The organism is Streptomyces sp. NPDC002845 (genome assembly GCF_053591955.1).
In genome coordinates this window covers 1-23,007 of the sequence record NZ_JBSFUU010000115.1, presented here as the reverse complement: position 1 = coordinate 23,007, position 23,007 = coordinate 1, and the positions used below count along the sequence as shown (strand labels likewise).

Below are 23,007 nucleotides of genomic sequence, written 5' to 3'. Positions count from 1 at the left end.
ACCTGTGATAAGGAGCGGCTTCACCAGCGTAAATACTCGAGTCTGAGGCGCTGAGGGAGCGATCCGTGCCCCTACACCGAATAGTGGAGTTCCGGTTCAACGTGTAGGCGAGATGTCCCGGCACCTGGCCGGGGCCCCGGCGGTCGGGTACGGAACGGCCAGGTCACATCTTGGACCTCGGGGGTAGCGCCGCGGACACATGGGCGTCATATTTGGCAGCGCCATGCGGGTCCTCCTGGTCGAAGACGACAACGAATTCGCCGATGCGTTGAGCACCGCGCTCCGACGCCACGGTCATGACGTGCTGCGTGCCGACTCCGGCGCGCAGGCGCTGGCCGCCGCCCCCGCGGATCTGGTGCTGCTCGATCTCGGTCTCCCCGACATGGACGGCATCGAGGTACTGCGCAGGCTGAGGGAGCGCAGCCAGGCCGGGGTGATCGCGGTGACCGCTCGCGGGGAGGAACGCCACCGGGTGCTGGGGCTGCGCAGCGGCGCGGACGACTACCTGGTCAAGCCCTTCGGGATGGCGGAGCTGGCGGCCCGGATGGATGCCGTACAGCGCCGGGCGCGCCCGGCCACTCCGCCGCCCGGTCACCGGATCAGGATCGGCGCCGTCGAAATCGATCTCGCCCGGCGGGCGGTGTTCCGCGATGACGCACAGGTCGTGCTGACCCGTAAGGAGTTCGATCTGCTGGCCGCGCTGGTGCGGGCGGGCGGCGCGGTGCTGAGCAGGGAGCAGATCCTCTCCGATGTGTGGCAGACGACCTGGCAGGGCGTGGGCCGGACGCTGGAGGTCCATGTGGCCAACCTGCGGGCCAAGCTCGGACCGCCGCGTCTGATACACACCGTTCACGGAGTGGGCTACCGCCTGTCCGCGCTGCCGGTCAGTGACGAGCCGGCTCCGGCCGCGGCCGCCGTTCGCGGCGAGCCGGACCGATAGGCCCGGAGAGAACGGGCATGCGCCGCCGCTTGCTGGTCGTGTACCTGTTGATGCTGGCCGCGGTGCTGACGGCGGTGGCCGTCCCGTACGCGGCGGCCACCGCGGCGCGGGACACTCAGGGCGTGTTCATCGACCAGCTGAACGACACGGCGCGGTTCGCGTCGCTGGCCGAGCCGGCCCTGAGGACCGGGGAGACGGTCGCTCTGCGGGCGGAACTGACGCGCTACGACGAGCTGTTCGGGGTGGGGGCGGCGGTACTCGACGTCAACGAGAAGTTGCTGCTGACCTCCCGGGACGAGCTGCCGCTCACAGACGAGGCCGTACGCCGCAGGATGGCGGCCGCCCTGTCCGACGAGCGCTCCGGCTTCGACCAGGTCGTCTGGCCCTGGCGGCAGGAGCCGCTGGTGCTGGCGGAGCCGGTGGGCCGGGGCGGCGAGGTGATCGGCGTGGTGGTCACCGTGGCGCCCACCGATGAGCTGCGCAGCCGGATCCTCCGCCAGTGGGCTCTGCTCGCGGCCGCCGCCGTCACAGCCCTGGTCCTGTCCACGCTGGCGGCGGTCGCGCTGGCCCGCTGGACCCTGCGGCCGGTACGGGACCTGGACTCCGCGGCCCATGAGATCACCGCGGGAACGCTGGACGCCCGGGTGCCGGAGGACGCCGGGCCGGTGGAGCTGCGCCGGCTGGCGAACTCCTTCAACGTCATGGCCGACACGGTCACCGGGGCGCTGACCCAGCAGCGGAGCTTCGTAGCACAGGCCAGTCATCAGCTGCGAACCCCTTTGGGCGTGCTGCGGCTGCGGGTGGAGAACCTCGCCGAGCATCTGCGGCCCAGTGGCAGCCGGGAGCACAGCCTCACTCTGGCCGAGACCGTCCGGCTGGCCCGGATCCTGGGCAGCCTGCTCGCGCTGGCCAGGGCCGAGGGCGGGCGGTACGAGATCGAGGAGGTCGACGTCGAGGAGCTGGCCCGGGAAAGGCTGGCCGCCTGGGAAACCATGGCCGGTGAACTGGGGGTGCGGCTGCGGTGTGTCGGCGGTGTGCGCGGACCGGTGCTGGCCGCGGTCGACGTGCTGGAGCAGGCGGTGGACGCCCTGATCGACAACGCGCTCAAGTTCGGCGGCGAGGGCGGCGAGGTCGTGCTCCGTCTCGCCGAGCACGACGGCATGGCCGAGATCCATGTGATCGACCACGGAGCCGGGCTGGACGAGCAGGGACGCGAGCACGCCACGGAGAACTTCTGGCGCAGCCCCGCACACCAGAACGTGGCGGGCTCCGGACTCGGCCTGTCCATCGTCACCAAGCTGATGACCGCCTGCGGCGGCGACCTCGTCCTACTGCAGGCCGAACCCCACGGCCTGGACGCACGGCTGCGCCTGCGGTTGGCACAGGCGCCGGAGGGCCGGGAGCCCGCCGAGGCCCACGAGGTTCGGGCCTGAACGCAGGCCCGCGACTCCGGGCCTGCGGGAACCGCTACCTGTGGCTCCGGGGCCCGTCGGTAGTGCGAGTGCGGCCTGTGTCGACTGCGGGGCCTGGGCCTGGATGCCCTGCGATGCCTGGGCCTGCCGTAATGCGGCCTCTGACGCCCGGGCCTGCCGTAATGCGGCCTATGACGCCCGGGCCTGCCGTGGTGCGGCCTGCGCGAACCCCACGGCCTGGACGCATGGCTGCGCCTGCGGTTGGCGAGGCGCCAGACTACCGGGAGCTCGCCGCAGCTCACGACTCCGGGCCTGCGGGAACCGCTGCCTGTGGCTCCGGGGTCCGTCGGTAGTGCGGCCGTCGACTCCGGGGCCTGGGCCTGGGCCTGGGCGCCTGCGACGCCTGGGCCTGCCGCAGCGCCCCCTACGCCCCCCGAGCCTGCCGGTAATAGCGAACCGCTCCGGGATGCAACGCCGCGGGATACGTGGAGAAGGCGGCCCTCCTGTTCAGCCGGCGGGCTTCCCGGTGGGCGTCGGCCAGCTCGTCGCGGGCGACGAACAGCAGGCGGGTCAGTTCGTAGGCCAGCCGCTCGTCCATGTTCTCGTGGACGATCAGGTAGTTCGGCACGCCTATGGTCGCCGTGGCGGGCAGCCCGTACATGGAGTGGGGGATGCTGCGCTCGCTGTAGAGCTCCCCGTAGCGGTCCCGCATCGGGCCGACCTGTTCGGCCAGGTCGACGAGTCTGATCGGGTGGGTCCGGGCCAGGTCGCGGATGGCGCGGGCGGGCAGTCCGCTGGAGAAGAAGAAGGCCGACACCCGGCCCGACTTGAGGGCCCGGACCGAGGCACCCAGGTTCAGTTGGTGGCGGTCGATGTCCCCCACAGCGGGATCCATCCCGGAGATCTTCAGCAGCCGTTCCACGATGACCTCGGTGCCGGAGCCCACCGCTCCGGTCGACACGGAGTGGCCGCGCAGGTCGTCCAGCGCATGGATGTCGGCGTCGGCCGCCACGACCAGGTGCACGTAGTTCTCGTAGAGCCGGGCGAGCGTCCGCACCGGCTGCGGTGAGTCGAAGGGCGGCTCGCCGGACACCGCCAGCGCCGCCGAGTCGGCCAGGCTGAAGGCCATCTCGGCCTCGCCGGACAACACCTTGCGCAGGTTGTCCAGGGACGCCGCGGTCTCCAGTACCTCGGGCCGGAGCCCCGGCAGGTGTTCCCGTACCGCCTTGGCCAGGCCCTGCCCGTAGGCGAAGTACACGCCGCCGTTACCACCAGTGGCGATGCGCAGCTCGCCCGACGGACCCGGCCGGCTGCACGAGAGCAGGCCGACCAGCACGGCCACGCACAGCCCGGCAGCGACAAGCACCCGTTTCATGGGGCCAGACCCTACTGGCCAGAGTGGCGAGTGGCGCCCGGCGCAAACCTCAAAGGTTCCTCAACTGACGCCCCTCGAACGGCCGCGGACCCGGCAAGTCGCACTAGCTTCCTGGCCAATCGCCGTGACTTCGGTCACCGAGCGTCACATCGACACATCATCGACCTGAGGAGCGCTTCATGGGACGACAGCGCCGCAGAGCCGGCCTGGGCATCGCCCTGGGTCTCGTCACCCTGCTGACGGCTGCCTGCACCCAGCCCGCGGAGGCGGGCAAGTCATCATCGGGTGATCCATCGACCATGTCCATCGCCACCGGCACCACGGCCGGTATCTACTACCCGGTGGGCGGTGCGATGGCCGAGGTCATCAACGGCAAGGTGGACGGGCTGGAAGCCAGCGCGGAAGCCACCGGGGGTTCGGTGGAGAACCTGCGACTGATCGCCGCCGGCCAGAGCGAGATGGCCATCGCGCAGAGCGACGTGGTCCATCAGGCCTACCACGGCGAGGGCGAGTTCTCGGGCAAGCCGATCGAGACCCAGTCGCTGATGGTGCTCTACCCGAACGTCTACCACGCGGTGTCGCTGAAGTCGCTCGACAAGAAACTCGGCCTGAACTGCTTCTCCGACGTCAAGGGGAAACGCTTCTCCGTGGGCGCTCCCGGAAGCGGCAACGAACTGGCCACCGATCTGGTCTTCGGCGCCCTGGGAATGTCACCGGACAAGGACATCAGCCGCCAGCGCTACGCCTACGCGGAAACCGCCCGAGCGCTGCGGGAGGGCCAGATCGACGCGGGCTCCTGGGTCGTCGGCGAGGGCCATGGGTCGCTGCGTGAGCTCGAAGCCACCGACGCGCTCCATCTGATCCCCATCTGCGCAGACGAAATGGATCAGATCACCAAGAGGTATCCCTTCTACACCCCGCACACGATCAAGGGCGGCACCTACTCCACGGTCGAGGACGATCTGTCGACCCTCGCGCTGTGGAACGTCGTCTCGGTGCCCGCCGGCATGTCGGAAGAGCGCGGCTATGAACTGGCCCGCGCGCTCTACGAGAACGTGGGCTCCATCAACAAGGTCTATGAGGCGGGTGCCGACTACCTCGTCCTGGAGAACCTGGCGAAGAGCCCGGTCCCGCTGCACCCCGGCGTCATCCGCTACGCGGAGGAGAAGGGCGTGGAGATCCCCGACGAGCTCCGCCCCTGACACGCCCCTGACACGGGGCTAGGCAAAACCCCGAACAGCACTCCGACTCTCCAGAAAGGGGTAGGGCGCCCCGTCGTCGTGCCTGCCGCGCGGACTCCCCGCGACAGGCACGCGCGCCGTACCGGCCCGGCGCCCCCACACGAAGATGAAACAGACCACCACCATCCCGGGGGACGAGGACGCAGCGTCCCCGGCAGAGGAGACCGACGGCCGGCCGCTGTGGCACCAGCTGGCCGCCGCCCGATGGGGGAACGGCCGGGCCGCGGTCGTCGTCGGCTACAGCGTGCTCGCCATCGCCCTCGGACTCGGCGGCTTCCAGATCTACACCGCCCTGAACCTGAGCCTGGGCTCGTATCTCCAGCGTGTGCTGCACCTGATGTTCGTCCTCGTACTGGTCTTCCTGACCCGTCCGGCCGGCAAGGGCGCCTGGGCGAGGCGGGCGCCCATGGTCCTCGTCGATCTGCTGCTCGTGCTCGCCGCGGTGACGGTGAGCGTCTACCCGGTGCTGGACTACGACGCGATCGTGACCCGCACCGGGGCGCCCGTCACCACCGATCTGGTCATGGGCGCCGTGGCGATCCTGCTGTTGCTGGAAGCGTGCCGGAGGGTGATCGGCACCTTCATGGCCGTGCTGGTGACCTGTTTCCTGGTCTACGCCTGGATCGGCCCGCTCCTGCCCGGCCTGCTGTCGCACCGCGGCTACACCGTCCAGCGCATCATCTACCACAACTACCTTTTCCAGGAGGGCATATACGGTCTGGCCCTCGGGGTCGCCGCCAGCTTCGTGTTCATGTTCATCTTCTTCGGCGCGGTACTGGAGAAGACCGGCGGCGGCAGCTTCTTCATCAACATCGCCTACGCGCTCACCGGCAAGTACCGCGGCGGACCGGCCAAGGGCGCGGTCGTGGCCAGCGCCTTCATGGGATCGGTCTCCGGCAGCGCGATCGCGAACACGGTCACCACCGGGGCCTTCACCATCCCGATGATGAAGAAGGTCGGATACAAGCCGCACGACGCCGGCGGCGTGGAGGCGGCGTCCTCCACCGGTGGGCAGCTGCTTCCCCCGATCATGGGAGCCGGGGCCTTTGTGATGGCCGAGCTGGTCGGCGTCCCGTATGCGGAGATCGTCAAGATCGCGATCATCCCCGCGCTGATGTACTTCGCGGTGATCTTCCTCTTCGTCGACATCCTCGCCAGACGGTACGGAATCATGGGCGTCCCCGCCGACAGCCTGCCCAGGCTGCGCGATGTGATGGCCGGTGGCTGGCACTTCCTGGTGCCCTTCGTCCTGCTGATCTTCATGCTCATGCAGTACGCCGAACCGCTGCTCGCCGGCCTGTACGCCACCGCCCTGCTGGCCGTGGTGGCCATGTTCCGCGTCGCCAGCCGACTGAGCGTCAAGGACGTCGCGGAGGCCTTCGTACTGGCGGCCCGCAACACGCTCTCCGTCTCGGTGGCCACCGCGGCCGCGGGCATCGTCGTCGGCATGGTGAGCCTGACCGGCCTTGGCCTGAAGTTCTCCAGCATGATGCTGAGCTGGGGCGGCGGCTATCTGCTGCCCACGATGCTGCTGATCGCCGTGGCCTCGCTGGTGCTCGGCATGGGCCTGCCGGTGACCGCCTCGTACATCGTGCTGATCGTGCTCGCCGGCCCGGCACTCCTCGACCTCGGCGTACCGCTGATCGTGGCGCACATGATCGTCTACTGGTACAGCCAGGACTCCAACGTGACGCCACCGGTGGCACTCTCGGGCTTCGCGGCGGCCGGCATCGCCGGGTCCGCCCCGATGCGGACGAGCGTGTCGGCCTGGAAGTTCTCCAAGGGGCTCTACCTCATCCCCTTGCTCATGGCCTACTCGCCGCTCCTGCTCAACGGGTCGGTGACCGAGGTGATCCTCGCGGTGGTGACCGGGCTCATCGGTCTGCTGGCCTTCGCGGTGGCCATCGAGGGCTTCTGGCTGCGCAGGACCACGCTCGTCGAGCGGCTGGCGGCCTTCTCCGGTACGGCCCTGCTGCTCAGCCCGTACGCGGTGGGCGACGCGGTCGGCGCGCTGCTGGTACTGGCGGTGATGGTGGCCCAGCTACGTGGCCCCCGGCCACCCGCACCGGCGCCCGGGGCCGGGACCCCCGCCGCGGCCTGACTGCGGACCGGTGTGGCCTGACGGCGGGCCGGCGTGGATCCGTGCGCGGCCGGGCTCCGTACGGATCACGTCGCTTCCTGGTCCCACACTGTCGGAAAGGATGTGCTCGACGAGTCGCCGGTCGTAGGCCGTCACAGGCCACTCCTCTCCGCCTTGCGCCGGGCCGCCTCGCTGGGCCCCGCGGATGGCAGGATGCGGGGACCGTGACGAGAGAGGCCGGGGGCGCGATGGGGCGGAGTGAGCGGGAGGCGGTGGGCCGGGGCGGGCGGCTGTGCGAGGCGGCGCGGGCCGTGGTCGGTGACCATGCGCGAGCCGTCGAGGCGGTACGGGCGGCCCTGGAGCCGATCCACGACGGGCTGGCGCAGCGCGAGTTGGACGCCATCCCGGTGGCGCGCCTGAAGGAGGTCACCGAGGGGCGGCTGCGGCTCGGGGAGGTGGAGAAGGGCGGCTTCCGGACCGTCAGCCAGGTCCTCGACGCCGGGCCGTACCGCCTGCGGCAGATACCGGGGGTCGGGCAGCAGACCGCGGCCCAGGCCGTCGCCGCGGCCCGGCAGATCGCCGACGCCGTACGGGAGACGATCGCGGTCCACATCGACGTGGACCGGCCGGAACCGCGCACCACCGCGCTGGTGATCGCCCTGCACGTACTGGTGGAGGCGGGCCCTCAGGCGCGGCGCGCGGTCGACGCCGCCGAGGCGCTGGCCGAGCGTCTCGGTCCCCTGCTCGACGAGGCCAAGCCGGCGTCCGGGCGGCTGCGCATGCTCCTCGCGGGGAAGGACAGGCGGGAGCGGGCGGTGGCGGCCGCCGCGGAGATCCGCGCGCTGGCCGAGCGGGCCGAACAGGAGGGCGTGCCGGAGCTTCTCGCCCAGGCGTCGGTGGATCTGCTGCGCGGGCCCGCGACGGAGGTCGAGGCCCTGGTCGACTTCGAGCTCCGCTCCGCCGAGTACTACAGCCTGCTCGCCGAGATCTCCGGCCGCCGGTCCGACCCGGCCGCAGCCGAGGGATTCCTGCCCGACGAGGTGGCCGAACGGGTCAGGGAACAGGTACTCGACGACACCCATCGCCGGGTCTCCCTCCGTGGCTACCAGGCGTTCGGGGCCCGGTTCACCCTCGCGCAGCGCCGGGTGATCCTCGGCGACGAGATGGGGCTCGGCAAGACCGTCCAGGCCATCGCCGTCCTGGCGCATCTCGCGGCCGGGGGACAGAGCCACTTCATGGTCGTCTGCCCGGCCGGCGTACTCATCAACTGGACCCGCGAGATCGAGAAGCGGAGCACCCTGAGCGTGATCCCCCTGCACGGGCCCGAACGGCATGAGGCGTTCGCCGACTGGAAGGGCCGGGGCGGCGTCGGCGTCACCACCTTCGACGCGCTGCGCGGCTTCCCGGTACCCGGAGACGGGGAACTGGCCATGCTCGTCGTCGACGAGGCCCACTACGTGAAGAACCCCAAGACCCGCCGCTCCCTGGCGGTCACCGAGTGGGCGGAGCAGTGCGCACGCGTGGTCTTCCTCACCGGTACGCCGATGGAGAACCGCGTCTCGGAGTTCCGCAGCCTGGTGGGGATCCTTCAGCCCTCTCTCGCCGACGCCATCGGCGAGAGCGACGGCGTCGCGGGCTCCAAGGCCTTCCGGAAGGCGGTCGCCCCGGTCTACCTGCGCCGCAACCAGCACGACGTCCTCACCGAACTGCCCGCGCTCCAGCACACGGACGAGTGGGAGGAACTGAGCGCGTCGGACGAGGACGCCTACCGGGAAGCCGTGCGGGCCGGCAACTTCATGGCGATGCGCCGAGCGGCCTACGCGCGCCCCGAGAAGTCCGCCAAGCTGGACCGGCTGCGCGGGATCGTCGCGGAGGCCGCCGAGAACGGGCTCAAGGTGGTGGTTTTCTCCACCTTCCGGGATGTCCTGGCCGTGGTGAAGGACGCACTCGACGACGACCTCCGCCGTCTGCGGAGCGGACAGCTGTTCGGCCCGCTCTCCGGAAGCGTGCCGCCCGTACGACGACAGCAACTCGTCGACGACTTCGCCGCCGCCCCCGGCCACGCGGTGCTGCTGGCGCAGATCGAGGCGGGCGGCGTGGGGCTCAACCTCCAGGCCGCCTCCGTCGTGATCATCTGCGAGCCCCAGATCAAGCCGACCATCGAGCACCAGGCGGTGGCCCGGGCACACCGTATGGGACAGGTCCGCTCGGTGCGGGTGCACCGCCTGCTCGCCACCGGCGGCGTGGACGAGCGCATGGTGCGGATGCTGGAGAACAAGTCACGCCTGTTCGACGCCTACGCGCGCCGCAGCGCGGTCGCCGAGTCGACCCCGGACGCCGTCGACGTCTCGGACGTCTCGCTGGCCCGCCGCATCGTCGAGGAGGAGCAGGCCAGGCTGGGGGCGGAGCGGGGGCAGGCGGTGAGTGAGACGTCGCGGTAGCTGATGCTTTGGCGCTTCGGTGCTTCTCACATGGGCGGGGTGAGGGCTCCGGAGCGTATGGCGTGGAGGAGGTGGGAGAGGGGGGTGGGGGTGGTGGTGAGGTGGGTGGTGGGGGTTTCGCTTTCGCGGAGGTGGAGGGTGGTGGGGGTGGCGGCGAGTTCGACGCAGGTGCTGCCCTCGCTGCCGTCGGAGAAAGTGGACTTCTGCCAGTCGCGTGCGGCGAGTTCGATGCAGGTGTTGCCCTCGGCGCCGCCAGAGAAGGTGGACTTTTGCCAGTGCAGGTTGTGGGTCATGGGACGCCTCACAGTTCCTTTGACAAGCGGTGGATGAAGTCCCGCGACGCTGCGGGATCCAGCGAAGCCATCTCCACCTTACGGAAGAGTGTTCGAAGCGTTTCCAGTTGAGGCTCCACGTCGATGAACGCGGTGTCAGCTGCGCCGTCCCGGAACCCGGTGTCCAGTCGGGGCACCGGACCGCCCATGTACATCATCGAGGCGCCGGCGCCGCCGAAGCCGTCCTGGTCGGTGGGGATGACGCGTACGGTGGAGTGTCCCTGCTCGATCTGGTCCAGAATCTGGTGGAGTTGAGCGCGAGAGACGTGGCGGTCGGCCACACGGATGCGCAGGGCGAACTCGTGGATGACGGTCTCGTACGGGGTGGGGTTGTCTCCCTCGATGACCGTACGCCGCCTCATCCGGTGCTCGACCCGGGGCTCCACTTCGCTATCGGGTAGTTCGGGGCGCATGTACCGGAAGATGGCTCGGGCGTAGTCCGGGGTCTGGAGGAGCCCTGGAATGTGAGTGATGACGACTTCCCGCAGGAAGGTCGCGTGGTGCTCTGCCTCGGCCACGTCCAGGTTCACCTGGGGCAGAACTCCCCGGTACTCGTCCCACCAGCCGCGCGTGCGGTCGCCTGTCATGGCAACCAGGGCATCGATCAACGCCGCGTCCACACAGCCGTAGTGGGCCGCCAAGCGGCGGACGCGGTCCGCGCTGACGCCGGCGATGCCCATTTCCACCTGACTCATCTGGCCTGAAGTCGAGTTCAGGAACGCTGCCACTTCGCGGGCCTTCAGCCCCGCAGCCTCGCGCAGTCTGCGCAGTTCCGTTCCCAGTCGCATCTGTCGCGCGGTGGGATGGCTCCTCGGTGCCACGTACTCTCCCGTTCTCAACAGCCTTGAGGGCATGCCACGTTCGGGTGGCACGTTACGCCAACAGGTTGCACGGGGCGAAATTGATGCCCTACCTTCAGTGATGCGACGCACACGCTGCGGAACCCGGGGCCCCCGGAAGCGCACCACTCCGTCCTGCCATGACGGCTGAGGCAATGCCACCGCCCGCCTCCGCAGCGAACCGCCAACTTCCCCTCCCCGCGACAGGAGTTCACGCATGCCCGAAACCGAAGCCGCCGAACTCGCTGAACTCACCGAACCGGCCGAACCCTGGGAGTACACGCTGTACATCCCCCACGACCCCCGAGCCGTCCCCATCTGTCGCCGCACCCTCCGCCTGATCCTGACCATGCACGGCCTGATCCACCTGGTCGACACCGCCGAACTCCTGGCCGCCGAGCTGATCTCCAACGCCGTACGCCACACCAAGGGCCCCGCCGCTTTGCGGGTGCGCTGGTCGGCCGGTGTGCTGCGTATCGGAGCCTGGGACGCCGACCCCGAACCACCCGAGCCTCCACGAAAGTTGGACCTGGTCACCGACCTGGAGGACGGCCGAGGTCTCGCCCTGGTCCGCGCCTGCGCCGATCAGTGGGGCTGGCAGCCCTTGACCAGAAACGGCAACCGGGGCAAATACGTGTGGTGTGAGCTGGGAGCCGCCTGACCGCCACGGGCTTCGGACTTCTTCGGTGTGAGGGTGAGCGACATGTCCGAGCAGGTCACCCCTGTTCCGGAAGACGGGCTCGCGCGGGCGGTGTTCGGGCCGCTCGGGGGCGTGGGTGTGCAGAGTTCTCGGGGGTGCCTGTGGCTTGGCGGACGCGACGGGAAGAAGCACCCCGGCGGGCGTCTTCAGGATGTGGCGAGTCGCCCATCTGCCGGGGGCCCTCCGCCCCGAGTCCGACACGCCGGAGAGCGGTAGAGCGGGCTTCAGGGCGTACGACCAGGCGCTGGAGGAACTCCTCGTGGCTGTCTGCCCCGTCCGGACCGATCGGGCGTGACGTTGCATCCGGTACGTCGTGCCTGCCGGTCCGGGGTGCAGGGCGGGCACGGCCACATCAACGTCGCCGCCGCCCTCCGCCACGCGGCCCGCGACAGCCATTCATGAAGGGCACTCGAACGGCCGAGCCCGGCAGCGCACCCCCCCCATGTCGCATTACGGTTAAACCCGACATATCCCTTTCGGGTTATCTGGCCGGGGCGAACGAGAAGGCTGTAGTAGGAGTGACAGAGTGTCACTTCTCCTCGCCCTGGGGAGCAGGAGAGCATCATGAAAATCGGCAAGCGGCGCATAAGACATGTCGCTCTGGCCACATGCGTTGCCACTCTGACCTCGTTGGCGATCACCGCCGGCGGGCCCTCCGGGGGTGGCACGGGCGACACCAAGGACCAGGCGCCGCCCGTGGCACCGAGGGGGGACAGGCCGCAGAAGGAGGTTTCCACAGGGGAAGGCCGCACCATCCAGGTGGAGGCAAATGTGCAGGTCGGCGAAGAACTGGACCTGGGTGCGCCGGGCCGTAGCGTCGGCGACCAGTTCGTCTTCTCCGGCAATCTGTCGTCGACTGAGGACCCGGACCGGGTCATCGGCCGGTTCAGCGAGTTCTGTGTCATCACCGACCTGGAACGCAACGCCGGACAGTGCATGCTGACCGCGGTGCTGCCAGGAGGGCAGATCGCGGTTCAGGGCGAGCAGGAAGGAATTCCGGCGCCGGCTTCGGTCACCAACGCGATTACCGGCGGCACAGGGGAATTCCGTAACGCGCAAGGTCAGATGACGCTGAAGGTCCTGACGGCGGCGACTTGGGCCATCACGTTCCAAGTGACCGACCACTGACCTCCGCGGCCACGAGGCAGACGCCGAGGCCGGCGACGAGGGCCTCGTGCGTCTCCTCCGTCTCAGGACCGCCTCTCGGTCGGCGGTCTCACCCTCTGCTTGGCGCCGACCGCGTCAACCGTTCGCGAGCCCCGTCTTCACCCCTGCCCCGCACAACGGCACCACGGCCGTACGCCCCCCGAGGGCGCCCTCGCGCACGGCCGCCCAGCAGGCGACCCCCGTGGACTCGACGTACAGTCCACGCGATGCCAAGTCCCGCTGAGCGTACCGAATCTGATCCTCCGTCACCGTCAGGAAGGCGCCCCCCGACTCCCGTACGGCCCGCAGGATCTGCCGGGCCCGCGGCGGCCGGGGGATCGCGATGCCCTCCGCGAAGGTGGGCGCCATCGGCGTGACCCCGACCAGGTCGTCCGCGCCCTCGGCCCAGGCGTGCGCGAGCGGGGCGACCGCCGCCGACTGGACCGCGTACAGGGCGGGCCGCCGGTCGATCAGCCCCGCCCCGTGCAGCTCGGCCACCGCCAGCGCCGCGCCGAGCAGCAGTGTGCCGTTGCCGACGGGCAGGACCAGGGCCTCCGGGAGCCGTCCGCCGAGGTCCTCCCAGAGTTCGTGGACGTAGGTCTTCGTGCCGTGCAAAAAGTACGGATTGTAGACATGGGAGGCGTAGAACACGCCCTCCTCGTCCGCGGCCGCCCGCGCGGTGCGCGCCGCCTCCTCGCGATCCCCCTCCACCACCCGCACCCGGGCCCCGTGCGCCCCGATCTGCTCCAGCTTCTTCGGCGAGGTGCCCTCGGGCACGTACACCGTGCAGGGCAGCGCGGCCCGCGCGCAGTACGCGGCGATCGCCGTACCCGCGTTGCCGCTGCTGTCGGCGATCACCAGCCGGGGCCCGAGCCGCAGCGCCAGCTCGGCGAGCAGCACCGCGCCGCGGTCCTTGAACGAGAGCGTCGGCATCAGGAAGTCCAGTTTCGCCGAGATGCCGTCCGTCAGCTCCACGAGCGGGGTGCGCCCCTCGCCCAGGGACACCGAGGCCGTGTTCAGCGGCAGGCACTCGGTGTACCGCCACAGCGAATTCACGCGCCCGGCGAGGGACTTGAGCGGTGCGGGGGTGGGTGCGAAGTCCAGGTCCAGCGGTCTTCGGCAGGCCGGGCAGCACCAGAGGAGCGAGCCGACGGGCACACGCGTGCCGTCGGAGGGGCAGTAACAGTCCGGCTGAGGTGTCATGAACGCAGGATAGATGTGCCATTGATGACGGTGTGTCATGACTGGTGTGTGGCGCTTGTGTTACGTCCGTGCACGACCCTTGTGCAATTCATGTGGAGCCATCAACCTTTTGCTTACGCACAGGAACGGCACGGCGACTGTACGAGTGCGTCACAAACCCCGTACAGAGGTTTGACATGCCCCTGTCGTATGCGTGACGGCACCACCATCGTGTGCACGACCGCACCACCCCCCACCAGCGCACCACCGATTGAGGAGGATCCCTCAGATGGCAGTGATGCGTCAGACCCGGCGAAGACTGGCCGGAACGACCACAGTGGCGACCGCGGCACTCGTCCTCGGCCTCGTCTCCGCCCTCCCCGCGAGCGCCGCACCGGACCCGGTCGGCGCGATCCAGTACGCGGGCGCGGCGAACGCCGTCAAGGACAGCTACATCGTGACCCTCAAGGCGGACGCCGCCCGCGCCGGCTCGGCCGAGGGCAAGGCCCTGGCCAAGGAGTACGGCGCCACCGTCGAGCGCACCTACAAGAAGGCGCTCAACGGTTACGCGGTCGAGGCCACCGAGGCCGAGGCGGCGAAGTTCGCCGCCGACCCGGCGGTGGCCTCCGTGGTCCAGAACCGCACGTTCTCGATCGCCACGACCCAGCCGAACCCGCCGTCCTGGGGCCTGGACCGCATCGACCAGTCCTCCCTGCCGCTCAACAGCAGCTACACCTACCCGGATGCGGCCGGGTCCGGCGTGACCGCGTACATCATCGACACCGGTGTCCGCATCACCCACAGCGACTTCGGCACCCGCGCCTCCTACGGCTACGACGCGATCGACAACGACAACACCGCGCAGGACGGCCACGGCCACGGCACACACGTCGCGGGTACGGTCGCCGGTGCCTCGTACGGCGTCGCCAAGAGCGCCAAGGTCGTCGGCGTCCGCGTCCTCAACAACTCCGGCTCCGGTACGACCGCGCAGGTCGTCGCGGGTATCGACTGGGTCGCCCAGAACGCGGTCAAGCCGGCCGTCGCCAACATGTCGCTCGGCGGCGGCGTCGACACCGCGCTCGACACCGCGGTCCGGGGCGCCATCGCCTCCGGCGTCACCTTCGCGGTCGCGGCGGGCAACAGCAGCGCGAACGCGTCCAACTACTCCCCCGCGCGCGTCACCGAGGCCATCACGGTCGGCTCGACCACGTCCTCCGACGCCCGCTCCAGCTTCTCCAACTACGGCTCCGTGCTGGACATCTTCGCGCCGGGCTCCTCCATCACCTCGGCCTGGAACAGCAGCGACTCGGCGACCAACACCATCTCCGGTACGTCGATGGCGACCCCGCACGTCGCGGGTGCCGCCGCGCTCTGGCTGGCCGACAACCCGGCGGCCACGCCCGCGCAGGTGGAGACCGCCCTGGTGAGCGCCGCCACCACCGGCGTCGTCGGCGGCCCCGGCACCGGTTCGCCCAACCGCCTGCTCAAGGTGGGCGACGGTACGACCACGCCGCCTCCGCCGACCGGGCCGCGCTTCGAGAACACCACGGACTACACGATCTCCGACAACTCCACCGTGGAGTCCCCGATCACCGTGACCGGCGTCGCGGGCAACGCCCCCTCCGCGCTCAGCGTCCCCGTCAACATCATCCACACCTACATCGGTGACCTCCAGATCCAGCTGATCGCCCCCGACGGTACGGCCTACACCCTCAAGTCGTACGGCACCGGCGGCAGCTCGGACAACATCAACACCACCTACACCGTCAACGCCTCCTCCGAGACCGCCAACGGCACGTGGGTGCTCCGCGTGAGCGACAACGCCCGCTTCGACACCGGCCGCATCGACTCCTGGGCCCTCCAGTTCTGACGCTCCATCACCCTTCCTGAACCCGGGCCCGCCTCCTCCTCGCACTGCCGAGGGCGAGGCGGGCCCCTCCCACATCACCCCCGACACCTCTCGCCCCCCCGCCGCTGCCCGCCCCATCCCCCAAGGGCTCCGCCCTGTCCCCCCCGCCGATACCGTCGTAAACATCGGCTTCGTCGCCGGCATACCGTCCTCGCCCGGGCCACGCTTACCATGCGGCCAGTCGTACGTCAGTTCACGCACCTGGACGAGAGGCACCGGTACCCGTGGCCACACCCCCGCCTCCTGGGCCTCAGCCGCCGCAGGGCCAGTACCCGCCACCTCCAGGCGCGGCGGCCCCGTACCCGCAGCAGTACCCGCCGTCGTACCCGGCGCCCGCGTACCCCGCCGCCCCCCAGCCTCAGCCCTGGGCCCCCGGAAACGCGGGCTTCAACGGGCTCGCGATCGTGGCGCTGGTGTTCGGGGTCCTGTGTTTTCTGCCGCTGGCCGGGGTGGTCTTCGGGGTCTTCGCGCTGGCGCAGATCAAGAAGAGGGGGCAGCGGGGGAGGGAGATGGCGGTCTCCGGGATCGTGCTGTCGGGGTTCGGCGCGGTGGTCATGGCGCTGACTCTCGCCACGGGCGGCGCGGAGGACACGTGGGACGGCTTCCGGGAGGCGGCGAGCGAGAACGGGAGCACCTTCTCCGTGGCCAAGGGTGAGTGCTTCAACTCTCCGAGCGGCTCCCTGGAGGGCTACGCGTACGACGTCGACACGGTCCCGTGCCGCGGCGAGCACGACGCGGAGGTGTTCGCCAACTTCCATGTGGCGGACGGCGACTGGCCCGGCGACACGGCGGTCACCGAGATCGCCGACGGCAAGTGCTACACGCTCGCGGACGCGTACGTGCTGGACAACTGGGCCCTCCCGTACGACGTCGACGTCTACTACTTCACGCCCACCAGGCAGAGCTGGGGCAGCGGCGACCGCGAGATCACCTGCATGTTCGGCAGCGCGGACGGCGAGACCCCGCTCAGGGGCTCACTGCGGCAGGACGACACGACCCTGGACGCGGACCAGCTCGAATACCTCAGGGCCGACGCCGTCCTCTACGGCGCCCTGGAGGGCGCGCCCGAGGAGGAGTACGTCGAGGAGGCCCTCGGCGAGCACAAACGCTGGGCGCAGCGCATCAGCAGAGCGCTCACCGAGCAGACGGGCATCCTGCGCGACCACGACTGGCCCGTGGACGCCGAACGGCCGCTGGCCGGGCACCTGAATGCCCTGGAGGAGGCACGGCAGGAGTGGACCGCGGCCTCGCGGGCCAGCGACGCCGATGCCTTCTACGAGCACTACGAGAAGGGCTACGACCTCCTGGAGGGCCCGCGCACGGTCACGGCCCGCAAGGCTCTGGGCCTCGCCGACTCCCCGCCCGTGTACGAAGAGGAGAGCGTCGCCGAGGACACCGGAGGCGACGCCTCCGCCACGGAGGTGTGACGGCACCCATAGCGGGGAGAAAGTGCCTGCGTAAAGCCCTCCACGGGCACATGTCATCACATCGAGTGATTCCCTGGCCTTTGCTTGCACGCACAACCCACGGTTGCCAGGCTGTTGCTGTCTGTACAGCCAGATGGGAGCGGCCAGTGACTTTCGGTGAGCAGCCGGCGTATCTGCGTGTCGCGGGTGATCTCCGCAAGAAGATCGTCGACGGTTCGCTGCCGCCCCACACCCGCCTCCCCTCCCAGGCCCGCATCCGCGAGGAGTACGGCGTCTCGGACACCGTCGCCCTGGAGGCCCGCAAGGTGCTGATGGCCGAGGGGCTCGTCGAGGGCCGCTCCGGGTCGGGCACGTACGTACGGGAGCGGCCCGCCCCCCGCCCGATCGCCCGCTCCGGCTTCCGGCCCTCCACCGGCGCCACGCCTTTCCGCCAGGAGCAGGCCGAGGCCGACGCGCACGGCACCTGGGAGTCGCACAGCGAACAGGCCGAGGCGAGCGGGGCGATCGCCGAGCGGCTGTCCATCCAGCCCGGCGACCGGGTGATGCGCACGAAGTACCTGTTCCGGAACGCGGGCGAGGCGATGATGCTCTCCACCTCCTGGGAGCCCCTCGCCCTCACCGGCCGTACGCCGGTGATGCTCCCCGAGGAGGGCCCCCTCGGCGGCATGGGCGTCGTCGAGCGCATGGCCGCGATCGACGTCGTCGTCGACAACGTCACCGAGGAGGTCGGCGCCCGCCCCGGCCTCGCCGAGGAACTCCTCGCCCTGGGCGGCGTCCCCGGCCATGTCGTCCTCGTCGTCCAGCGGACGTACTACGCGTCGGGCCGCCCGGTGGAGACGGCGGACGTGGTGGTGCCGGCGGACCGGTACCGAGTGGCCTACCACCTGCCGGTCAAGTAGTCGGGGCGGACCGACGGGCGCCCACGGCGCCACGGCGTGGGCGTATCGCCAAGTGAACGCCTCCCCAGCGCCGTTCGAATCCGGTCGTTCTCATCATGGGGCGTGTACGGGCGCGTACGGGCGTACCGAGCGCGGCTCGACCGCTGCTCGCTGCCGCGCCAAGGGGCGCACGTGGGGCGGTTGGCGGCGCGTTCGACGGGCTGCGCGCCGTGCATCATGGCTGGTTGCGTACCTCTTTGTGAAAAGCCGTATTCGCTGCGTAAAGGTAAGGCGTAGGCTCGGGCATATGCGGATTGCGGTTTCCTCAGACGGCGGGGCAGGGCGGAAGCCGGAGGCGAGAAGTGGAGGGGCGCGATGAACGACAACACGATCACTCTTCCCTGGCTCGTCATACGGCAGGACGACAACGGCAATCGGTACCGCGTGGGCAGGTATGCGACCCGGGCCGAGGCCCAGAAGATCGCGGACCGCCTCGACAACCAGGGACAGAGGCAGCTCTACTGGGTCGAGCGCATCGGGCAGAACGGCCGGTCCGGGACGGGTCGGTCCGGCCCGAACTCGGACAATTGAGCCACGTTGGGCGGGGTCCCGTACCGCTCCCGTAGGCTCCCGCGCATGACCGAACCGATCGTGGTGGTGGGAGCCGCCCTGCTGCGGAACGGGCGGCTGCTCGCCGCACGCCGCAGTGCACCGCCTGAGCTGGCCGGACGCTGGGAACTGCCCGGCGGCAAGGTCGAGCCCGGAGAGACTCCCGAGCAGGCACTCGTACGTGAGCTGCGCGAGGAACTCGGCGTGGAGTCCGAACCCGCCGAACGCGTCCCCGGCGAGTGGCCCCTGAAAACCCACACCCACGTCCTCCACGTCTGGACCGCCCACCTCCTCTCCGGCGACCCCCGCCCCCTGGAGGACCACGACGAACTCCGCTGGCTCACCGCCGACGAGATCTGGGACGTCGACTGGCTGGACCAAGACGTCCCCGCAGTGATGGAAACGGCCCGCCTGGCCTGGGGGAGAGAGGGCTCAGGCCTGACCTGACCCCAACGCCGACCCCAACCAGCCCGCCCGGCGTGGACGCACCCCCCGCCCCCGCCGGGCGCAAGGGCCCCCTGATATATGCGCTCCATACGCTGTTCGTGCCACTGTGCGCCCTCATGCGCGGTACTCCCAGCCGGATATCGGGTATGTGCCCATTAACCCCACGAAACCGGACACGGTCCGCTCCTGGTCTGGAAGTGATCGGCGTGATCGACACCGAAGGCGACTGCGCCGAGTGGACCTTCCCTGCCGAACCCGGAGCCGCCCGCGCCGCCCGTACCGCCGTCCGCACCCAACTACGGGCCTGGGGCCTCGACTCCCTCGGTGACATCACCGCGCTCCTGGTCAGCGAACTGGTCACCAACTCCCTCCGGCACGCCACAGGCCCCATCGGCGTACGCCTCGTGCGCCCCTCCGGCCCCATGGGCGTTCTCCTGGCAGAAGTCTCCGACCCCCTGCCGGACCCACCCCGCGAACGAGCCGCCCGTCCCGACGACGAGAGCGGCCGCGGCCTCCAGTTGGTGGCCTGCTCCTCCCGCGCCTGGGGTACCCGGCCGGGAGTGGCCGGCAAGACGGTCTGGTTCGAACTGGCGGTTCCCGGCTGAGCGGCTTTCCCGGGGTACGGCGGAAGGCTCCTGATGCACGGCCGGAGGCCCACGGCGTACGGCCCGGCCGAGGGGGCGACTCCCCGGGGCGCACGGTGGCCGCGCGATTCAAGACGGTGGCCGTCCGGTTCCAGCCAGTACCGCTGGCCGGACTCTTTGATTCGATGGGGCGTCACCTGGTTAGAAGACTGGGAGTATGTCCCGGCCGGTCCAAAAACCATCGGGACCGTGCTGTGATCGTGAACACCGTGTCGTGCGGCGCCGTAGTGCTGGATACTGCGGGCAGCCGCCCCCGGTGACCGAAGCCGGACGCGGTGAGCTGGAGGGGACGGTTCGCGTGAGCGAGATACCAGCGAAGGCCACGGAGTCCGAGGACCCGTCGGATCGCGCGGAGGCCGAGGCCACGCGCGGTTTCGGCGTGGGCGTGCCCCAGCGCGGGGCCGCACGCGACACAACGGGCGCAACCACAGGCAACATGACGGACCGTAGGAACACGCCGGGCCGGGCGACGGACCGCGCAGCCGCCGACGCGAGAAGAAACCCGCACGACGGCGAGCCCGTTGACGCGCCCCGCGAGGCCAGTGACGTACTCGCAGGGACAGGTGACGTGCTCGCCGGGACAGGTGACGTACTCGCAGGGGCAGGTGGCCGGCCCGGCGGCACGGTCGAAGCAGCCCGCGCCGCGGCCGAGTCGGGCGAGTCGGGCGGTGACCCGATGTGGCAGAACAGCCCGCCCGGCTCCATGTACGACTACATCAAGGTCGCCTCTTTCTCGATCGGCCCCGACGGTCTCGTCGACCAGTGGAGTCTGCGCGCCGAGCAGCTCTTCGGCATCCCCGCCGAACGGGCCGTCGGCATGGACCCCATCGCCGCGTTCATCGACCCGGACCTGCGGGAACGGGGCCAGCGCAAGATGGCCGAGATTCTCGACGGCCGGGAGTGGACGGGAGTCGTCCCCTTCCGTACTCCGGGGCCGGAGGGGACAGAAGGGCTCGCCGAGGTCTATGTGATGCCCACCACTACGGAGGACGGCGAACGGGCCGCCGTATGCACGGTCGTGGACGTCCGCACCCTGCGCCGGATCGAGACCGACCTCGCCGCCTCGGAGGCGATGTTCGGCCAATCTCCGTTCGGCTTCCTGCTGATCGACACCGACCTGCGGGTACGGCGCGCCAACCAGCGCATCGCCTCCCTCTTCGGCGGCCGGCCCGACGACCACCGCGGCCGCGGGGTCCACGACTATCTGCCCTCCCCGGAGGCCGAGCGGGTCACCGCCACCCTGCGCCGGGTCCTGGAGACCGGCGACTCCATCACGGACATGCACGTCATCGGCTCCGTGCCCGGCAGCGACGAGCGCCGCCACTGGTCCATCAACCTCTACCGCGTGCACAGCGGCACCGGCCGCCCCATCGGCATCGCCTGGCTCGGAGTCGATGTCACGGCCCGCCGCGCCGCCGCCCGCGAAGCCGCCGCCGCCCGGCGCAATCTCGCCCTTCTGAACGAGGCCGGCGCCCGCATCGGCAACTCCCTGGACCTGGAGACCACCGCCCGCGAACTCCTCGACGTCGTCGTCCCCGGCTTCTGCGACCTCGCCACCGTCGACCTCTACCAGGGCCTCCTGGTCGGCGACGAGACCCCGCCCGGCCTCGCCGACGGCAGCGCCGAACTCCGCCGTGTCGCCTTCGCCTCCGCGGTCTCCGACGCGCCCTTCGTCGGCGGACCGGCCCCCGTCGCCGTCGGCGCCGTCCACCACTACGCCTTCAACTCCTCCTGCGCGGACGCCCTGCGCACCGCCCGCCCCCAGCACGTCCCCGCCGAGGACAACGGCCTCATCCAGTCCACGCTGGCGGTCCCGATGGTCGCGCACGACACCGTCGTAGGACTTGTCCAGTTCTCGCGTACGAAGGGCAGCGAGCCGTTCGGCGAACGCGACCGCTCCCTCGCCATGGAACTGGCCTCCCGCGCCGCCGTCTGCATCGACAACGCCCGCCTGTACCGCCGCGAGCACGAGCGCGCCCTGATACTGCAACGCTCGCTCCTGCCCCCCGGCGACCCCGAGGCCTCCGGCCTGGACATCGCGTGCCGTTACCTGCCCGGCAACGCGGCCACCGAGGTCGGCGGCGACTGGTTCGACGTCATCGAACTCCCCGGCCACCGCACCGCGTTGGTCGTCGGCGACGTCATGGGCCGAGGGCTGCGCGCGGCGGTGGCGATGGGCGAACTCCGCACGGCCGTCCGCACCTTGGCCCTGCTCGACCTCGAACCCGCCGAGGTCCTCTCCGCCCTGGACGAGATCGCCAGCGGCCTCGGCACCCCCGGCGGCATCCAGCAGGCCTCCCGCACCGCCCGCCAGCCCCGCGACGCCGACCTCTCCGAGGTGTACCTCGCGACGTGCGTGTACGCGGTCTACGACTCGGTGACGCGCCGGTGCACCTTCGCCAACGCCGGACACCTGCCGCCCGTCCTGGTCGAACCCGGTGAGAGCGCGCTGATGCTCGACGTGCCGCCGGGCATGCCGCTCGGGGTCGGCGGCGAACCGTTCGAGGAGGTGGAGGTCGAGCTGCCGGAGGGCGCCCTCCTCGCCCTCTACACGGATGGCCTGGTCGAATCCCGCGACCACCCGCTCGACGAGGGCCTCCAGGCGTTCGTCGGCGCCCTGACGGACCCCGCCCACCTGTCACCCGGCCGCCACCCCGTGGCGACGGCACTGCGCTCCGACACGTCCCGGTCCCTGGAGGACGTCTGCGACCACGTCCTCAACACCCTCGACACACACCACGGCGAGGACGACATCGCGTTGCTGATGGCACGTGTCCAGGGCCTGCCCTCCGACTCCGTCGGCGACTGGACCCTCCCGAGAGAGCCCCGCAGCGTGGGCCGCGCCCGCGAGTACGCCCGCGGCCAGCTGCTGAGCTGGGACCTGGAGCCCCTGGTCGACACGGCCGAGCTGCTGGTCAGCGAACTCGTCACCAACGCCCTGCGGTACGGCGAGGGCGAGATCCGGCTCCGGCTCCTCCTCGACCGCACCCTGGTCTGCGAGGTCTGGGACGCGGGCCTGGTCCAGCCGCGCCGCCGCCGGGCCCGCGACACGGACGAGGGCGGCCGAGGGCTGCAACTCGTCGGCCTGCTGTCGGCGGGCTGGGGCTCACGGCGGACACCGCGCGGCAAGACGGTGTGGTTCGAACTACCGCTACCGGACGGAGAGAACGGGCTCACGGATCCGGCGGAGGCGTTGCTGAGCCTGTTCTAAGCGCTCTGCTGGAAGTGCGGTGATGAACCTGCGGGCCGGTGGGGGCTGGTCGTGCCCACGCGGCGGAGCCGCACATCGATACAGCCCCGCGCCCCTTTGGGGCAAGGCCGTGAAGTTACGGCTTCGGAGGCGCTGACAAGTACGCGCTGATCTGCGGTGACTCGGGACGTAAGAAGCGGAGCCCCGGTAGAACT

The 23,007-nt window shown here is 70.4% G+C and carries 18 protein-coding genes; 14 read left to right on the top strand and 4 right to left on the bottom strand.

Annotation, left to right across the window (positions count from 1 at the left end; translation table 11 throughout):
- The first annotated feature begins 223 nt into the window (after positions 1–223).
- Together ACWD3C_RS44085 and ACWD3C_RS44080 are read left to right on the top strand one after the other, a co-directional pair.
- Entirely contained in the window at positions 224–940 is a 717-nt protein-coding gene (locus tag ACWD3C_RS44085) for a response regulator transcription factor (RefSeq protein WP_451153678.1), read from the top strand.
- Positions 941–957: 17 nt separating this feature from the next.
- Entirely contained in the window at positions 958–2,373 is a 1,416-nt protein-coding gene (locus ACWD3C_RS44080; RefSeq protein WP_451153674.1) for an ATP-binding protein, read from the top strand.
- A 403-nt stretch (positions 2,374–2,776) separates the two neighbouring features.
- Here the strand turns inward: ACWD3C_RS44080 and ACWD3C_RS44075 are convergent, their stop codons facing one another.
- Positions 2,777–3,727 carry a TAXI family TRAP transporter solute-binding subunit gene (locus ACWD3C_RS44075; RefSeq protein WP_451153672.1) on the bottom strand — a complete coding sequence of 317 codons (951 nt, stop codon included), beginning with the start codon at positions 3,725–3,727 and terminating at the stop codon, positions 2,777–2,779.
- A gap of 179 nt (positions 3,728–3,906) precedes the next feature.
- Between ACWD3C_RS44075 and ACWD3C_RS44070 the strand changes: the two genes are divergently transcribed.
- The 3 genes from ACWD3C_RS44070 to ACWD3C_RS44060 all read left to right on the top strand — a co-directional run bounded on the left by ACWD3C_RS44070 (position 3,907) and on the right by ACWD3C_RS44060 (position 9,489).
- Positions 3,907–4,929, top strand: a complete 1,023-nt coding sequence (locus ACWD3C_RS44070; RefSeq protein WP_451153670.1) for a TAXI family TRAP transporter solute-binding subunit — start codon at positions 3,907–3,909, stop codon at positions 4,927–4,929.
- Positions 4,930–5,074: 145 nt separating this feature from the next.
- Positions 5,075–7,069: a TRAP transporter permease gene (locus ACWD3C_RS44065; RefSeq protein WP_451153668.1), complete on the top strand. Its 1,995-nt coding sequence runs from the start codon at positions 5,075–5,077 to the stop codon at positions 7,067–7,069.
- A 227-nt stretch (positions 7,070–7,296) separates the two neighbouring features.
- Positions 7,297–9,489 carry a DEAD/DEAH box helicase gene (locus ACWD3C_RS44060; RefSeq protein ID WP_451153676.1) on the top strand — a complete coding sequence of 731 codons (2,193 nt, stop codon included), beginning with the start codon at positions 7,297–7,299 and terminating at the stop codon, positions 9,487–9,489.
- Between the two features lie 26 nt (positions 9,490–9,515).
- Here ACWD3C_RS44060 and ACWD3C_RS44055 read toward each other — a convergent pair whose 3' ends face one another.
- Together ACWD3C_RS44055 and ACWD3C_RS44050 are read right to left on the bottom strand one after the other, a co-directional pair.
- On the bottom strand, positions 9,516–9,782 hold the full coding sequence (locus ACWD3C_RS44055; protein ID WP_451153666.1) for a DUF397 domain-containing protein: 267 nt from the start codon (positions 9,780–9,782) through the stop codon (positions 9,516–9,518).
- Positions 9,783–9,790: 8 nt separating this feature from the next.
- Entirely contained in the window at positions 9,791–10,609 is an 819-nt protein-coding gene (locus ACWD3C_RS44050; protein WP_451153664.1) for a helix-turn-helix domain-containing protein, read from the bottom strand.
- Positions 10,610–10,877: 268 nt separating this feature from the next.
- Between ACWD3C_RS44050 and ACWD3C_RS44045 the strand changes: the two genes are divergently transcribed.
- Positions 10,878–11,321 carry an ATP-binding protein gene (locus tag ACWD3C_RS44045; protein ID WP_451153662.1) on the top strand — a complete coding sequence of 148 codons (444 nt, stop codon included), beginning with the start codon at positions 10,878–10,880 and terminating at the stop codon, positions 11,319–11,321.
- A 603-nt stretch (positions 11,322–11,924) separates the two neighbouring features.
- Positions 11,925–12,488 (top strand): dirigent protein, encoded by a 564-nt coding sequence (locus ACWD3C_RS44040; RefSeq protein ID WP_451153660.1) that lies wholly within the window; start codon positions 11,925–11,927, stop codon positions 12,486–12,488.
- Positions 12,489–12,602: 114 nt separating this feature from the next.
- On the opposite strand, the gene ACWD3C_RS44035 is transcribed toward ACWD3C_RS44040, so the two are convergent.
- Positions 12,603–13,709, bottom strand: coding sequence for a pyridoxal-phosphate dependent enzyme (locus tag ACWD3C_RS44035; protein ID WP_451153658.1), 1,107 nt, complete (start codon positions 13,707–13,709; stop codon positions 12,603–12,605).
- A gap of 268 nt (positions 13,710–13,977) precedes the next feature.
- On the opposite strand from ACWD3C_RS44035, the gene ACWD3C_RS44030 reads away from it, so the two are divergent.
- The 7 genes from ACWD3C_RS44030 (at position 13,978) to ACWD3C_RS44000 (ending at position 22,813) form a co-directional block, all read left to right on the top strand.
- Positions 13,978–15,558, top strand: coding sequence for a S8 family peptidase (locus ACWD3C_RS44030; protein WP_451153656.1), 1,581 nt, complete (start codon positions 13,978–13,980; stop codon positions 15,556–15,558).
- 263 nt (positions 15,559–15,821) lie between these two features.
- The gene (locus ACWD3C_RS44025) at positions 15,822–17,024 is read left to right on the top strand and encodes a DUF4190 domain-containing protein (protein WP_451153654.1); all 1,203 of its coding nucleotides are present in this window, start codon (positions 15,822–15,824) and stop codon (positions 17,022–17,024) included.
- Positions 17,025–17,170: 146 nt separating this feature from the next.
- Positions 17,171–17,923, top strand: coding sequence for a GntR family transcriptional regulator (locus ACWD3C_RS44020; RefSeq protein ID WP_451153652.1), 753 nt, complete (start codon positions 17,171–17,173; stop codon positions 17,921–17,923).
- Between the two features lie 354 nt (positions 17,924–18,277).
- Positions 18,278–18,493, top strand: a complete 216-nt coding sequence (locus tag ACWD3C_RS44015) for an SPOR domain-containing protein (RefSeq protein ID WP_451153650.1) — start codon at positions 18,278–18,280, stop codon at positions 18,491–18,493.
- 45 nt (positions 18,494–18,538) lie between these two features.
- Positions 18,539–18,958: a (deoxy)nucleoside triphosphate pyrophosphohydrolase gene (locus tag ACWD3C_RS44010; RefSeq protein WP_451153648.1), complete on the top strand. Its 420-nt coding sequence runs from the start codon at positions 18,539–18,541 to the stop codon at positions 18,956–18,958.
- 197 nt (positions 18,959–19,155) lie between these two features.
- Positions 19,156–19,563, top strand: a complete 408-nt coding sequence (locus ACWD3C_RS44005; protein WP_451153646.1) for an ATP-binding protein — start codon at positions 19,156–19,158, stop codon at positions 19,561–19,563.
- A 337-nt stretch (positions 19,564–19,900) separates the two neighbouring features.
- A complete protein-coding gene (locus ACWD3C_RS44000; RefSeq protein WP_451153644.1) occupies positions 19,901–22,813 on the top strand; it encodes a SpoIIE family protein phosphatase in 2,913 nt (970 codons plus the stop codon).
- Positions 22,814–23,007: the final 194 nt, after the last annotated feature.

Coding starts and splice junctions, on each gene's coding strand:
- ACWD3C_RS44085 (WP_451153678.1), top strand. CDS start 224: ATGCGGGTCCTCCTGGTCGAAGACGACAACGAATTCGCCGATGCGTTG.
- ACWD3C_RS44080 (WP_451153674.1), top strand. CDS start 958: ATGCGCCGCCGCTTGCTGGTCGTGTACCTGTTGATGCTGGCCGCGGTG.
- ACWD3C_RS44075 (WP_451153672.1), bottom strand. CDS start 3,727: ATGAAACGGGTGCTTGTCGCTGCCGGGCTGTGCGTGGCCGTGCTGGTC.
- ACWD3C_RS44070 (WP_451153670.1), top strand. CDS start 3,907: ATGGGACGACAGCGCCGCAGAGCCGGCCTGGGCATCGCCCTGGGTCTC.
- ACWD3C_RS44065 (WP_451153668.1), top strand. CDS start 5,075: ATGAAACAGACCACCACCATCCCGGGGGACGAGGACGCAGCGTCCCCG.
- ACWD3C_RS44060 (WP_451153676.1), top strand. CDS start 7,297: ATGGGGCGGAGTGAGCGGGAGGCGGTGGGCCGGGGCGGGCGGCTGTGC.
- ACWD3C_RS44055 (WP_451153666.1), bottom strand. CDS start 9,782: ATGACCCACAACCTGCACTGGCAAAAGTCCACCTTCTCTGGCGGCGCC.
- ACWD3C_RS44050 (WP_451153664.1), bottom strand. CDS start 10,609: ATGCGACTGGGAACGGAACTGCGCAGACTGCGCGAGGCTGCGGGGCTG.
- ACWD3C_RS44045 (WP_451153662.1), top strand. CDS start 10,878: ATGCCCGAAACCGAAGCCGCCGAACTCGCTGAACTCACCGAACCGGCC.
- ACWD3C_RS44040 (WP_451153660.1), top strand. CDS start 11,925: ATGAAAATCGGCAAGCGGCGCATAAGACATGTCGCTCTGGCCACATGC.
- ACWD3C_RS44035 (WP_451153658.1), bottom strand. CDS start 13,709: ATGACACCTCAGCCGGACTGTTACTGCCCCTCCGACGGCACGCGTGTG.
- ACWD3C_RS44030 (WP_451153656.1), top strand. CDS start 13,978: ATGGCAGTGATGCGTCAGACCCGGCGAAGACTGGCCGGAACGACCACA.
- ACWD3C_RS44015 (WP_451153650.1), top strand. CDS start 18,278: ATGAACGACAACACGATCACTCTTCCCTGGCTCGTCATACGGCAGGAC.
- ACWD3C_RS44010 (WP_451153648.1), top strand. CDS start 18,539: ATGACCGAACCGATCGTGGTGGTGGGAGCCGCCCTGCTGCGGAACGGG.